Below are 14,028 nucleotides of genomic sequence, written 5' to 3' on the forward strand. Positions count from 1 at the left end.
AACATGAACACTGCGTATTTTATGACAAGAATTGCAGATAATACGTGGTAAACGAGCATGTATAATGGTTTCATACTGAAAGAAATTAAGATGACGCCATGTTCGATCCTTATCAACAATATCATGAACTGGATTATGAGCAGCCCCACAATGAGGGCAAGTAAACTTAGCTCCTCGTTTAAAATTTAAATAAATATGAAGTTGTTCTTGTTCTTTATTAAATTCTTTATAACTAACAAACCATGGATCTTTTATATCTAATGCTTCTTGAAACATATCTAAATCTTCTTGAGTGTGTAACATTGACCATACCTCCAATATTATTTTCATAGATTATTACCAGTATGGTCTATTAGATTTTTTTTAATCCAATATTATTTAGCGAGGAAGCAAGTTTTTTTATGCTTTCTATCTGGTAGTACTGGTACTATTTTCGTAGTTTGTTACGTTAATAATAATTTGTTGTTCGCCAGACGAATTACTTTCCTTTATTAACGAATCGATAAGGTCTTGTTGATTAGGTTGAAAAGAATAAAGACGATCGATTTTCTTTTTAGGATATAGTAAACGTTCTAAAATATCTAAAGTATCATCTTCTGAACCTAAATCAATTACAGTAATCCTAGTTTGTTTGCCTCTTATCCAACTCCAAAAATTAATCCATCTTATAACCCATTCAATATTAGCTTGGCTATTTTTTACTAGAATAAAGTAATGTAGTTTTGTTTTCTTTCTCATTTTAGGTCGAAAATGACTACCTCTAACCTTTAAGTACAAAAAAAGAGAAGTCAAAATTCCTAAATAAAAATAAAACATGGTGCATCCTCCTCATTAGAGCATATGCAACCATGTTTACTTTCGTTCATTCGAGATTAACCCACCCATTTTTTATAGCGGTAATAACAGCCTGGGTTCGGTCCTGAACATCCATCTTTTGTAATATGTTACTCACGTGATTTTTAACTGTCTTTTCACTGATAAACAATTTTTCACCAATCGAACGGTTACTATTTCCTTCAGCCATTAATTGTAATACTTCTATTTCTCTTGTAGTTAAAATTGCCCGCCAATCCACCGCATTTTTAATGAAAACCGGTTTTTCCGGTAATCCTTCATTTTGCTCCTTCAAACTTAAACGACGATATTCATTTATTACTTTCCCGGTTACTTCCGGATGGATATAGGCTTTACCTTCAGATATTTCACGAATCGCTTCAACTAACGTCTCTGCATCCATGTCCTTTAATAAATATCCAGAAGCTCCAGCTCGCAATGTTTCAAAAACATACCCCTCATCATCATGGATCGATAGGATCATAATTTTGGCTTCAGGATATAACTCTTTTACTTTCTTAGTCGTTTCCACACCATTTAAATGAGGCATATTGATATCCAAAAGGATAACATCTGGTTTAATACCGTTATAGTTATTGAGAACACCGGTTCCATCGGAAAATTCAGCAATGACTTCCATATCCTCTTCTAAGTTAATGATCCGTTTTACACCTTCTCGAAACAGCTGATGATCATCTGCTAAAATAATTCTAATCTTATCCTTTTGACTCATTGCTACTTTCCCCGCTTTCCTTTACTGGAATCTTAAATATAACTGTTGTACCCTGATTTAAAATTGATTTAATGTCTAATTCACCCTCAAGTAATTGGATTCTTTCCCTTATCCCTATTAAGCCAAAGTGGTTTTTATCTCTCATTACTTCATCTTCGATAAATCCTACACCATTATCCCTTATCATAACTTGGACAAAACTTTCAGCACACTCTACGTTTACTAGAACTTGGCTAGCATTGGCATGTTTAATAACATTATTGATGAGTTCTTGAATTAAACGAAATATCGCCACCTCTAATCCAGATGGAAATCTTCTCTCTCTTCCCGTAATTACCAGTTCAATCGGCAATCTCTCTCTTTTAGAGACCTCAGGGATGAATTTTCGTAATGTAGGAATTAATCCTAAATCATCTAGAACCATTGGTCTTAAATCGAAAATAATCTGTCGTACATCGGCTAAGCTCTGTCTGATCATTAGTTTTAAATCCTTTAATTCTCTTCTGGCCAACTCGATTTCATTGTTGTTCATCAGTCGTTCAGCGATTTCTGTCCTGAGTACTACATTTGCCATCGATTGTGCCGGACCATCATGGATGTCCCTCGCAACTCTTTTTCTTTCTTCCTCTTGAGCTTGGATAATCTTTAGCCCAAACATCTGCCTAAGTTGATTGGACTCTACCAACTCCGACATTTTGACAAAATCATTGGTTAAGTAATCATAAACAACGCTAATTTGGGTAATCAGAGATTCAGCACGCTCGATAGTTAATTCAATATTTTTTATCCTAACTTGAAGATCGTGTCGAACCGCCCGTAAATTCACTTCTCTTTCTCTAGCGATGAACAAATCTATCTGAAATTGATTGGCATCCTCATAAGCCTTTTGAATGTCACTTTCAGAATAAACTTTGAAGTTTTTACTAACTTTCACCAGTTGACTTCGGGATTTCTTATATTTTAATTCTAACTCGTCAACTTCTGAAATTACTTGTTTTATATCTTCATTAATTTGATCAAGCTTTTTTATTAAAGTTTCTTTTTCTGCTCTAGCATCTTCCGCAATCTCAAATATCTGTTCCTTACTCTTTTTAATAGATTCAATCGTCTTATTCAAGATCTCTTCTAATTCAATCTGTTCAGTTTTTTGCTCTACTCCCATTCTCTACACCTACATCTATTATTTATCTAATCTTAACATATATCTTCTTTCATCTCTTAATCTAACTGTACTAAAGAGGATTGATTTTATAGGTCTTTAGACCTATTTTGATGCAAACCTTGCTATCATTAGTATATAAAAAATAAAAAAGTCCTCATAGTAGAAGACTTTACCACCATTTCATAGATATAACATTTTATTGCATTTTTATAACTTGTTAAATAACTCTAATTTTAGGAACTACTTTTTCTAATATTTCTGTTATTACTTTACTACGGTTGGTCTCACTCTCTTTTGCTATCTGATCAATCTTCTGAATTAATTCAGGGTCTAGCCGAATACTTATCACTCTCTTTGGTACCGACTTTTCCTTGCTCTTACTTATAACTAACATCTTATCTTCCTCCATTCTCGATTTATTAACTTCTATCTTCACCGTAAATCTTTTTCTATCTGTATTTTACATGTATTACTTTAAAAATACTGTCGGATTGAGTCAGCATTTTAACACTAATTTTGTCGATAAAAAAATCTCCCCATCATTAGGATGGAGAGATATAATATTGATCACTATTTTATTTGGTATTTGCTAAAGCTTCCTGCTTTAATATTTCTGCCTTGTCTGTACGCTCCCATGGTAAGTCAAGATCGTTGCGACCAAAATGTCCGTATGCTGCTGTTTGACGATAGATTGGTCTACGAAGTTCTAGTTCTTTAATAATTCCCGCAGGACGTAAATCAAAATGTTTGCGAACTAGCTCTACAAGAACACTTTCCTCAACTTTACCTGTACCAAAGGTATCGACATTGATGGAAACTGGTTTTGCTACACCGATTGCATATGCCAATTGTACTTCACACTTATCTGCTAGACCTGCTGCAACGATGTTTTTAGCTACATAACGCGCCGCATATGCTGCAGAACGGTCAACTTTTGTTGGGTCTTTACCTGAAAAAGCTCCACCACCATGACGGGCATAGCCACCGTAAGTATCAACGATTATCTTACGACCTGTTAAACCTGCATCTCCTTGTGGACCACCGATAACAAAGCGACCTGTTGGATTGATTAAATACTTAGTGTTTTCATCAAGCAATTCAGCTGGCACAATTGGTTCCACTACATATTTAATTAAATCCTCTTTAATCTGTTCTAAGGACACTTCAGGATGATGTTGGGTGGAAATTACGATTGTATCAATACGTACTGGTTTATCTCCTTCGTACTCCACCGTTACTTGAGTCTTACCATCAGGACGCAAGTAATCTAATGTGCCATCCTTACGAACTTCTGTCAAACGACGAGCCAATTTATGAGCTAAAGAGATTGGCAATGGCATTAGTTCAGGAGTTTCATTACAAGCGAAACCAAACATTAATCCTTGGTCTCCAGCTCCAATCGCTTCAATCTCCTCATCGGTCATTTGTCCTTCACGTGCTTCTAAAGCTTGGTCAACCCCCATCGCAATATCTGGAGATTGTTCATCAATTGATGTTAATACAGCACATGTTTCAGCATCAAAACCGAATTTAGCACGTGTATAACCAATTTCTTTAATCGTTTCGCGAACAATCTTTGGAATATCAACATAACAACTGGTAGTAATTTCTCCAGCTACTAAAACTAATCCAGTTGTTACAGATGTTTCAGCTGCCACTCTAGCATTTGGATCCTTTTCTAGGATAGCATCTAAAATAGCATCAGATATTTGGTCACAAATCTTATCTGGATGACCTTCTGTAACGGATTCAGAAGTGAATAGGTGACGACCTTTAGCAAGTGTCATATTTTAAACTCCTCCTTATCTTTATTATACTCATCTATAGCAAACGGTACTCATTTCCCTCAATTCATTCTCAATCAGATCAAAACCTCTTGACTTAAAATATAAACGTTACTAAGAGGAGTTGCTTGATTAAAAAAAGCCTTTCCCTCAGAGGAAAGGCTTGAAATTTGAGCTTTACCTCTTATCTTCAGAATGAATCCAATTCATTCTACAGGTTAGCACCTTATCATCTTTTCTTGTGATGATGGTTGCCGGGCGTCATCGGGCCTGTCCCTTAGCCTACTCGGGATAAGAGTATCCGTACAAATAGATATATTAACTAAAAGAGATATCCTTGTCAATATAAAAATGTTAGTCATTAATAAAGATCAAGTTTGTTGCTGGATCATACTGAACATCTGCTCCTAAACTCTCACTCAAGAAACGCAACGGTACAACTGTACGATTATTAACAACCATTGCTGGTACATCTAGTTGGACAATTCGACCGTTAACTTTTGCTTTGTTATCACTGATAACAAATGAAATTGTTATATCACCTTTTTTAATTGAAACTGTTTTCGTTGTCGGATCATATGTAACTTCTGCTCCTAAAGTTTCCGAAATCGCTCTAAATGGTACCAAAGTACGGCCATTGAGAATTTGTGGAGGAACATCAAATACTGGCTCTTTACCATTAACATAGGCAGTTAATCGCTTTTTGTTCAATTTTTTGTACAACTCGATTAATTTCTTAGCCTCTTTTTTGTCACCTCTAGTAAAAGCAAAGATTTGTTCTTGTGATAGTAAAACATCTTCCTGACGGTCCATTAATTGATACACTTCTCTTAGCTTCCTAAATGCCTCAATTTTGTTTTGGATTTCCACTTTTATGTCTTCAACTTTTTCGACTTCTTCTTCAATTTCTTTTTGTTCAAGCTCTTCTTCAATCGTATCTTTAAATGAATCGATTAACTCTTCTAACTCTTCAATCTCGTCTTTAGATAATTTTCTTTCTGCTAAGCCCTCATTTAAATAACTGTAAACTCGCTGTATTGATTCATCAGTATTTTTAGTTGCATTCAACTCCTGTAATAAAGGTGCCCACTTCTTACTTACTCGACCTTTTAATTCTCTAATTTTCTTTTGTAGTTTTTCTCTTTGTTTCTCTAATTTACGTTGTTTTTTTTCTAATCTTTCGAGTAATTTCCTATTTTTCTCAAGTTCCTTCTTAATCTTTTTTGCTTCCCATTCTTTCCAGCGACCGTCTTTCATTTCATCCATATCATCTTCTTCAATTGCATCTTCATCTTCATCAGCGATTTCATCTTCTTCAATCGCATCTTCATCTTCATCAATAACTTCATCTTCTTCGATTGCTTCTTCATCCTCATCTACGATTTCATCTTCTTCGATCGCATCTTCGTCTTCATCGATAACTTCATCTTCTTCGATTGCTTCTTCATCCTCATCTATGATTTCATCTTCTTCAATTGCATCTTCATCTTCATCGACGATTTCATCTTCTTCGATTGCTTCTTCATCTTCATCGACGATTTCATCTTCTTCTATTGCTTCTTCATCTTCATCAATGATTTCATCTTCTTCGATCGCATCTACTTCTTCATCAACGACTTCATCTTCTCCTATTACGCTATCTTCACTTCCATTATCTAATATAACTTCATCTGCAGTTACTCTTGTTGTATCAGTATTAAGTTCTTCAGCTTGTCCAATAATCGAAATCGTTGGAGTAAAAACAATGACAAAACTCAGCAAAATCATAATAAATGATTTCTTCATTTTTTAATCAACTCCCTTACTTGTTTATTTTTCCTATAGTAACTAGTACTAATATTATAATAAATTTTAGGGGGTAATTAGCAGAATTTTGTCAAAATAATACTTATGTCCTACAAACATTTAGGATTATATGCATAATTTCTTCATAATTCCAACATAATAAGGGTAATTAGTATGCCCAAACTAATTACCCCAAGATTTTCGTGAAATTATTTATTCAATTTGAAAATATTTATTCAGTTATTCCGTTTAATAATTGCTCAGCGCTTTGAACAAGCTTTCTTGTCATATAGCCACCAACAGCTCCGCAGTCTCTAGAGGATATCTGTCCCCAATAGTCTTCGCTACCTTGGTATACAGGTATGCCTAATTCTGCTGCTATTTCGTATTTCATGTTATCCAAGGCTTGATGCGCTTCTGGGACCAATTGCTGTTTACCCCACTGTCCCTTTGCCAAAATGATCACCCCCTAATTATTTGCTAATCATATTTTTTGAAAATAAGTACTGATTTACCCTGCAAAGAATGTGGTATTATTGTTTAAATTAAGCATCTCCTATGTTATCCTATACGTAAGTAATTATTAATAAATAGGGGTGATTTGGGAATGCTAACACCTGAAGATATATTTGAGAAGGAGTTTAAACGTGCTTTACGTGGTTATGATATTGATGAAGTAAACGAATTTTTAGATCAAGTTATCCAAGATTATGCTCGTATAATTGAAGAAAATAAAACGTTAAAAAAGGAATTACAACAATTTAAAACTTCTACAACTCGCCAAAGCTTTCATTCCTCTGTCAATGAGAAGATCACTATTGATGATTTAGTGAAGAGAATTGAAGCTTTAGAAAAGAAAACAAGATTTTTATAAAAATAAACCTCTGTCTATATCTTTTTAGACAGAGGTTTTGGTAATTTATTGGTTTTCTAGATCACCTTGTAAAATTTCATAAGTCCCTCTAATCATTACATAAGAAGTACCTTCAACTACCCTGATCCCACGTCCATCGCTCCTGGGAATGATTAACTGATGATTTAGTGCAACTTGCTGACCGATAGCAATATCTTCTCCGGATGTTACATCTGGAATTCCATTTGAGCCATCACCAAAGGCAACGACCTTACCAGTGCGTACAATTATTTCCGTACCGGAATTACCGAGCAAAATATCTCCTGCTAATAACTTCTCAACCACTATCTGTGCTGTATTTCCAGAATTATTAAATTGAAGTTGAGAAATTTGCTGATCGACATAGCTTTTGGTTACTACCGGGTCATCTATTGATCCTGGTTCACCAATTCCTCCTGCAAATGCTGTTGTAACTAGTGACCCTGCGATCACGATGGCCGCTAATCCCAGTTTATGTGATTTTTTCATTGTTGCCCTCCTATCTTACCACATACACTTATTCTACTAATTCGATACGGATCTGTAATATCCTTTTTTTATTCATTCATTACGAATGCCCGTAAGGTCTTTTACAACTTCAGAAGCAATTATTAGTCCAGCAACCGAAGGTACAAAAGCTACGCTTCCAGGTATTTGATGCCTAACAACACAAGTTCGATCTTTCCTTGTGCAAATACAACTTGTTTTACAATCTCCATCATAAGTTTGTGGTTTAAGGGGCTTTTCTTTTGAGTAAACAACTTTTAAAGAAGGTATCCCGCGTTTACGAAGTTCACGACGCATAACTTTTGCTAGGGGGCAAATCGATGTTTCATATATATCTGCTACTTCAAGCATTGTTGGGTTAAGTTTATTTCCTGCTCCCATAGCACTTATGATCGGAATATTCCTCTTTGTACAGCGTTCAATTAAATCAAGTTTTGACGATACCATATCGATGGCATCGATAACATAATCATAATCATCAGCTAATAATTGTTCAGCACTCTCTGAATTATAAAGCATTTGAATGGCTTCAACTTTTGCTTTAGGATTGATTGATAAAATGCGTTCTTTCATCAATTGGACTTTTGATTTTCCAACTGTTCTTCTAGTTGCATGAATTTGTCGATTTAAGTTTGTTAAACATACATCGTCATCATCGACGAGAACGAATGAACCAACACCACTTCTTACAAGTCCTTCAACAACAAATGTGCCAACACCGCCGATGCCAAAAATCGCAACTTTACTATTAGCTAAAGTTTCTAATCCTTTTGGTCCGATAAGCATTTCTGTTCTAGAAAAAGCATGTAACATATAATCTCCCTCAATTTCAAAAATTTCGAATCTATTTTACAACATATAGAATATACCGTAATTTTTATCTATTTTCAATAATAAACCTCTGCCAAATAATAAGTTAAAGTAATATACACAGGACCAATTTACTATAAAATATTTTTTATAGGAATAATAATTAGCTCTCCCGATTTGAGACCACTTTTTACTTGAGTAAATGTACCATTACTGACCCCAACATCTACTTTCTTAATTATAACCTTGTCTCCCTCAATTACTTTTACTGCTTTACCATTCTCATAGTCAAAAATACTTATTGTGGGAACAAGAAGAGTATCTTCTACTACATCTACTAAAATTATTGTTTCAACCATCATTCCGATCTTAATTTCATCGTCTTGTGGAAAACTAATCTCTACATCATAAAAAGTATGACCATTCTTAGTTACTCCTTTTTCTGAAACATGAGTAACTTTACCTTCAATCTCTCCCTTGCTATATCCGGGTATTAATAGAGTTGTCTCCTGTCCAAGTCTAACTTTTGTAATATCTTGTTGGTCTAATTTAGTTACAGCTATCAAATTATCGTCAACAATTCTCAAAATTTTAGTATTAGGGGTGATATTTTGGGATGGCGCTACATTTAACTCTTTTATTACACCCTCAATGGGAGAAGTTATGACTAAATCATTTAACAGCATTTTCAATTCTTTTATCTTTAATTGAATACTGGTGATTACCTGTTTTTGAATCTCTACTTGGTTTAGCAATTGTATATCATCTATCTTTAATAGGGGGGTTCCTTTCTTTACAAAAACACCGTTATCTATATAAATTTCTTTAATTTTCCCTGTTACATTGGAATAGATTTTTATCTTTTTCGGTGGAACAAAACTACCTTTTTTAATCATGGTACCTAATTGTGTCTTGATATGGGCTGTTCCTTTCATTCCTGGTTTTAATAGCCCTGGATTTTTAACTTTAACTAACGTATTATGGACTATCATTCCACCTTTATTACTCGAGGTATTACTTATTTTTTCAATCGTACCAGTTACTGAACCAGAAAAATCGTGTAAATTAATTTCTACTTCTTGTCCTACCTTAATTCTATTAAGGTCTGAACTATATAAATCCATTTCAAAATAGATGTTTTGCTTATCTATAATCGTCAACATTTCCGTATTACCGTTAATATACACACCTTTTTCTAATGTGTATTCCACAATTCCATCAATTGGAGCTCTGATGTTTGTTAATTGGTCAATTGAGGTATTACCAATCTTATCAATGGTAGTTTGTAATAGATTAGCCAATTTTAATCTTTCTACTTTTAATTCACTATATGCTTGTTTGAGCCGCAACTGAAGGTTACTGTCATCTAGTTTTAAGATAGGATCACCTGCTTTTATCCTATCTCCTTGTTGAACATATATTTCCTCTATGATACCCGGGATTGACGATGTAATCTCTTTTTCTTTTGCATATTTTATTACTCCCATATTATCTAATGTTAGATAAAGATTATCCTTTGCAACCTTACTTACCAGAAAATTTCCTTGTTCTGCATTTGCTTGCAGATACCAGTAATATGAGGTGGTAAAACTTATACTAACTACTAAAAATAAAATGAGAAATAGATACCAACCTTTATTCACTCTCTTGTTCTTCCTGTCCATCCTATCTCCCCCAAATATTCGTATCTATTGATGTTATACCATAAGTATACACAACCATTCATTAGTAAATGTTTCTAGATCAAAAACAAAATACAATCTTTGACTTATCCATGTTTATTAAAATTCAAAAAAGCCCTCCTACGTTTGTAGAAGAGCTTTAACGATAATCGATAATAATTATTTTGTTTGATTCGATGTTATAAACTCTTGATAGTCCTCAATAGTTCCTCCTAGTACTTTCTCAAGATTGTTCTTAACAGACATTATCTGATACTTACCATCTAGAAGATTATTTTCAGCTTGGGTTAAAGCTGTTTGAGCTGATAGAACTTCGTAAATTGTCCCAAGACCAGCCTCATAACGTAATTGGGTAATATGTAAGGATTCCTCAGCTTGTTGAACACTCTTTTCTAAGCTTACCAATTGGTCACTTGCTTGATTAAGCCCAACTAATGCTTGATAGATTTGCAAATACATTGAACGTTCTAGCGCCAATAGGTTCAATTTTTCTTTTTGATATACGATTTCCTGGGCCCGAATTTTATCTTCTTTATTTCCGTAATAGGAATAATGTTCATCGTAGATTTCATATCTTTTTTTCTCAAAGTTTACTTGATCCTGCTTTATTAAGTAATCAATCCGATTTTCAAATGCAAAGGATAGTAAAGAATCCATTTGTTCAGTTGTAATTTTTGTATCTAGAAATTCTGGCTTTATCTGCTCAACTTCAAATCCATCAAAATCTTTGATACCTAACAAAACTAATAGACTCTCCTTAGCTGTATGGAGTTGCAACTTAGCACTTTCTAACCCATTCTTGGCCTGTGAAAGGGCTATTTCACTATCTAAAACAGAAGTTTTGGCTACTAATCCTTGAGCAAATTGCTCCTTTGTAGTCCTATAAAAATGTTCCGCTCTCTTCAAATTTTGTTCAGCAAGTTGAATACCTTCAAGGGCTTTAGTATAAGAGATCATTGAATCCGTTAGTTGATGGTAGAGGTTTTGTTTTTCTAATTTTATTCTTTTTTCAGCTAAATCTATCGCATTTTTTGCTTGATAGTAAGTAATTTCTTTATTAATCTTCATTTGGAGTTTGGTTTCTGGACTCCTAACCATCAGTATATTCCCCATACTATCCACATATGGAATCTCATCAGTAGGTTCTAAATCCTTAAGGTCCTCAACTTCTTCAAATTGCATTTTTGCCTGTTCTAAATCATATTCTGCTTTTTTAATATCTATACTGTTTAATAAAGCTAATTGATAAGCCTCCTCAAAAGATATGCCATCTAGGATGTTCAATCTCAAAGGCTGTGATTCTGCCGATTGGTCGTCATCTTCTTTAAGTTGATCTACTTGATCTGTATCTTCTACTACTAGTTCAACCTGATCGTCAATGATTGCATCGGAGCGAAAGAATATTTGTAATCCTCTTTCTTCAGCTTGTAAATACATAGGAAAAGAGAAAAATACTATCAGTAACCCGAGACCTACAAACTTTAGTGTCCCTCTCACCTTCAACCCTCCTTTACAATACTTTTATATAAATACTAATTCTCCCAATCACTGTAAATTCCTTTAATTATTTTATCTACACCCAAATCCTTACCCTGTTGGATTAACTTATTAGCTTTATCCAGATTGCCCATCTTCTGATAAATATAGGCACTCCATGCCAGTGAATCCCTTTTAATCCTAGCATCTTTTACTTTGGTCAATGGTAAAAGCATCTCTAAACCTTCCTTATATTTTCCTTCTACGACTTTTGTTTGGCCTACAAATAGACGCATGGTTAAAGAAGGCTTATAACCCTTATATTGCAACACGGGAACCTGTTGATCTAAATACTCTCTCCGATTTACTACTTCATTATAACGATCATAAATTCTAGAAATCATTTTCTCAAACTTATCTTGATTATTTTGCTGTTTATAATATTTAGCAAGATTGAAAGAATAGATTATATCTTGTTCGTACAACTGCCAACGCCATGGTCCATTTTTAATTCCAACATCTAAGACATCTAACGAGTTACCTAAAAATCCGATTTTAGCAAATACTTGAGATAGCTGTAACATGACGGTAGGATTCTTCTGCTTCATCGCATTTATTTTTAAAGCTTCAGCTAATATCCTTTGCTTTACCTTATTATTCTTTGTTTTTTCATAGACCTGCAGATATAGATTTATTTTTTCAAAACGGTATTTTGTTTCATATGGATTAGCATTAATTGCTTTAGCTATTAGAACTTCTGCCTCACTTATCGGTATATTAACAATTTTTTTGACTACTCTATCTGCATATATAAATCTACTAGCCATAACCGTACTGGTAAGTGACATTATTACTATCAATACTAAAACCGTATATGATACAGCTTTATCCCACTTAAATTGAAAATTCAAAGGATAAGTTAGTAATCCTAACAATATCATTACTAATACCAGAACATATGCATATGACATGTTAAAGTCGATATAACTATGCACTAAAATCAATCCCACCATAAAGCCAAATGCTAACACCCGATTATATTCTTCATCGTTCATAGACTTACGTGCTTTAATTATTGATAATAGAATCAATAGAAGTAATCCTAAAAATAATATTAACCCTACAATGCCTATTTCTACAGTAAGCTGATAATAAAAATTATGGGCTTGGCGAGAGATATATGGATAGGATTGATAACGTTCAAACTGCTCTTTCCATGCTCCACCACCAGCACCGAAGAATGGCCGATCTTTGATCATCGTAGTAGCATCAGTTACAAAATTATTTCGTTCAACCACACTTCGTGTTTCAAGATTAATATCTGAGATTCTTTTTTGTAGTTGGTCTGGTAATTTCTCGATTACCTGAGGACTGGTAATGGAACTAACACCAATTATCATCACTACGAAAATTATAATTGGGAATATAAATCTATTAGCTGATCTAGTAGAATTAAGTATTTCTGCTTTATTAATTATCATCGAAATAAGTGAATAAATTATTCCAACAACTAATGAACCAGTTATCAATATTAGAAAACCTTTAAAATAATTACTTTCTTTAATAGTTACATTCAAGATTGTTAAGGTTAAAATACTAGTTAAACCAATCAATAAAGAATGAAATATGTATAAGATCTGTTGTTTAAATCGTAAAAATAATAATCCAACAAACCAAACAAGTGCAAAAACTAACCATGCCCCTCGTGAATATGTAAAGATTAAAGTAATTAATAATAGATAAGCAGTAAACGAATCAAAAATAAATGCTTTTTTCTTCCCTGTCGAGCGTATTAATACAGCAATTAACACAGCTGCTAAGATTACAGCATATGTATTGGGATATTGGAATACTGAACTAATCCGATAGCCTAAAAAAGCATCCTTAAAATCTGTTAATTTATATGCTGCCAGCCAACCAAACACTGCTGTCCAAGTACCCATCAATAAGATAGAATACCAAAGAAAATCTTGCATCCTTCTATATTCCTTAATTAATAAAACAAGAATAAAGAATTGAGTAGCCATCAGCCATCTGAAAAATTGCTGATATGCCAGTAATTGATTTTCTGCAAAAAGTGCTGTTATTAAATATAAAAATGTAACTAAAGAAAGCAACCATACTACAGGTTGTTTAAACACTCTTCTGATCTGCTCCCAATTAAGGAACATGAAAAATAGAAAGATTATAGCTACTCCCGTTTCAATCCAATAAAAATCTTGATCAAAAAACATTCCTCTATAAAGGTTCGATATTAAAATGAAAATAGCTATAAGGGTTGCAGGTATTAAAAGACTAATTTTTTTGGAATAAGTCACTTCAGTCCACCTCATTTATCTAAAACATAAGAAAACTATACGATA

At 33.7% G+C, this 14,028-nt stretch carries 14 protein-coding genes and 1 riboswitch; of the genes, 1 reads left to right on the top strand and 13 read right to left on the bottom strand.

Annotated elements, in window-relative coordinates; genetic code table 11:
• From BHF71_RS03265 to BHF71_RS03295, 8 genes are all read right to left on the bottom strand, one after another.
• Window positions 1-303, bottom strand: a 303-nt coding sequence (locus BHF71_RS03265) for a transposase family protein (protein ID WP_176717295.1), incomplete at its 3' end; no start/stop codon positions are given.
• A gap of 105 nt (window positions 304-408) precedes the next feature.
• On the bottom strand, window positions 409-816 hold the full coding sequence (locus BHF71_RS03270; RefSeq protein ID WP_069656243.1) for a hypothetical protein: 408 nt from the start codon (window positions 814-816) through the stop codon (window positions 409-411).
• Between the two features lie 46 nt (window positions 817-862).
• Window positions 863-1,567, bottom strand: coding sequence for a response regulator (locus BHF71_RS03275; RefSeq protein WP_069656244.1), 705 nt, complete (start codon window positions 1,565-1,567; stop codon window positions 863-865).
• A complete protein-coding gene (locus BHF71_RS03280) occupies window positions 1,551-2,729 on the bottom strand; it encodes a sensor histidine kinase (RefSeq protein WP_069656245.1) in 1,179 nt (392 codons plus the stop codon). The genes BHF71_RS03275 and BHF71_RS03280 overlap by 17 nt, the downstream gene beginning before the upstream one ends.
• 217 nt (window positions 2,730-2,946) lie before the next feature.
• Window positions 2,947-3,123 carry a ribbon-helix-helix protein, CopG family gene (locus BHF71_RS11450; protein WP_176717296.1) on the bottom strand — a complete coding sequence of 59 codons (177 nt, stop codon included), beginning with the start codon at window positions 3,121-3,123 and terminating at the stop codon, window positions 2,947-2,949.
• A 181-nt stretch (window positions 3,124-3,304) separates the two neighbouring features.
• A complete protein-coding gene (metK, locus tag BHF71_RS03285; RefSeq protein ID WP_069656246.1) occupies window positions 3,305-4,516 on the bottom strand; it encodes a methionine adenosyltransferase in 1,212 nt (403 codons plus the stop codon).
• A gap of 178 nt (window positions 4,517-4,694) precedes the next feature.
• Window positions 4,695-4,811, bottom strand: a riboswitch (SAM riboswitch).
• 56 nt (window positions 4,812-4,867) lie between these two features.
• Window positions 4,868-6,298, bottom strand: a complete 1,431-nt coding sequence (locus BHF71_RS03290; RefSeq protein WP_069656247.1) for a copper amine oxidase N-terminal domain-containing protein — start codon at window positions 6,296-6,298, stop codon at window positions 4,868-4,870.
• Between the two features lie 232 nt (window positions 6,299-6,530).
• Window positions 6,531-6,755, bottom strand: a complete 225-nt coding sequence (locus BHF71_RS03295) for an alpha/beta-type small acid-soluble spore protein (RefSeq protein ID WP_069656248.1) — start codon at window positions 6,753-6,755, stop codon at window positions 6,531-6,533.
• 150 nt (window positions 6,756-6,905) lie between these two features.
• On the opposite strand from BHF71_RS03295, the gene BHF71_RS03300 reads away from it, so the two are divergent.
• Window positions 6,906-7,172, top strand: coding sequence for a DivIVA domain-containing protein (locus BHF71_RS03300; RefSeq protein WP_069656249.1), 267 nt, complete (start codon window positions 6,906-6,908; stop codon window positions 7,170-7,172).
• Between the two features lie 45 nt (window positions 7,173-7,217).
• Here the strand turns inward: BHF71_RS03300 and BHF71_RS03305 are convergent, their stop codons facing one another.
• The 5 genes from BHF71_RS03305 to BHF71_RS03325 form a co-directional block, all read right to left on the bottom strand.
• On the bottom strand, window positions 7,218-7,679 hold the full coding sequence (locus BHF71_RS03305) for a hypothetical protein (RefSeq protein ID WP_069656250.1): 462 nt from the start codon (window positions 7,677-7,679) through the stop codon (window positions 7,218-7,220).
• A gap of 72 nt (window positions 7,680-7,751) precedes the next feature.
• Entirely contained in the window at window positions 7,752-8,510 is a 759-nt protein-coding gene (locus BHF71_RS03310; RefSeq protein ID WP_069656251.1) for a tRNA threonylcarbamoyladenosine dehydratase, read from the bottom strand.
• Window positions 8,511-8,641: 131 nt separating this feature from the next.
• On the bottom strand, window positions 8,642-10,171 hold the full coding sequence (locus tag BHF71_RS03315; RefSeq protein ID WP_069656252.1) for an efflux RND transporter periplasmic adaptor subunit: 1,530 nt from the start codon (window positions 10,169-10,171) through the stop codon (window positions 8,642-8,644).
• A gap of 177 nt (window positions 10,172-10,348) precedes the next feature.
• On the bottom strand, window positions 10,349-11,686 hold the full coding sequence (locus BHF71_RS03320; protein ID WP_069656253.1) for a TolC family protein: 1,338 nt from the start codon (window positions 11,684-11,686) through the stop codon (window positions 10,349-10,351).
• 35 nt (window positions 11,687-11,721) lie between these two features.
• Window positions 11,722-13,899, bottom strand: coding sequence for an O-antigen ligase family protein (locus tag BHF71_RS03325; protein WP_176717297.1), 2,178 nt, complete (start codon window positions 13,897-13,899; stop codon window positions 11,722-11,724).
• Window positions 13,900-14,028: the final 129 nt, after the last annotated feature.

This window comes from Vulcanibacillus modesticaldus (genome assembly GCF_001730235.1).
Lineage (GTDB): Bacteria > Bacillota > Bacilli > Tepidibacillales > Tepidibacillaceae > Vulcanibacillus > Vulcanibacillus modesticaldus.

Bases quoted from the DNA above. Each gene is read 5' to 3' on its own strand.
- BHF71_RS03270 (WP_069656243.1), bottom strand. From the start codon at position 816: ATGTTTTATTTTTATTTAGGAATTTTGACTTCTCTTTTTTTGTACTTA.
- BHF71_RS03275 (WP_069656244.1), bottom strand. From the start codon at position 1,567: ATGAGTCAAAAGGATAAGATTAGAATTATTTTAGCAGATGATCATCAG.
- BHF71_RS03280 (WP_069656245.1), bottom strand. From the start codon at position 2,729: ATGGGAGTAGAGCAAAAAACTGAACAGATTGAATTAGAAGAGATCTTG.
- BHF71_RS11450 (WP_176717296.1), bottom strand. From the start codon at position 3,123: ATGTTAGTTATAAGTAAGAGCAAGGAAAAGTCGGTACCAAAGAGAGTG.
- metK (WP_069656246.1), bottom strand. From the start codon at position 4,516: ATGACACTTGCTAAAGGTCGTCACCTATTCACTTCTGAATCCGTTACA.
- BHF71_RS03290 (WP_069656247.1), bottom strand. From the start codon at position 6,298: ATGAAGAAATCATTTATTATGATTTTGCTGAGTTTTGTCATTGTTTTT.
- BHF71_RS03300 (WP_069656249.1), top strand. From the start codon at position 6,906: ATGCTAACACCTGAAGATATATTTGAGAAGGAGTTTAAACGTGCTTTA.
- BHF71_RS03305 (WP_069656250.1), bottom strand. From the start codon at position 7,679: ATGAAAAAATCACATAAACTGGGATTAGCGGCCATCGTGATCGCAGGG.
- BHF71_RS03310 (WP_069656251.1), bottom strand. From the start codon at position 8,510: ATGTTACATGCTTTTTCTAGAACAGAAATGCTTATCGGACCAAAAGGA.
- BHF71_RS03315 (WP_069656252.1), bottom strand. From the start codon at position 10,171: ATGGACAGGAAGAACAAGAGAGTGAATAAAGGTTGGTATCTATTTCTC.
- BHF71_RS03325 (WP_176717297.1), bottom strand. From the start codon at position 13,899: ATGTTTTTTGATCAAGATTTTTATTGGATTGAAACGGGAGTAGCTATA.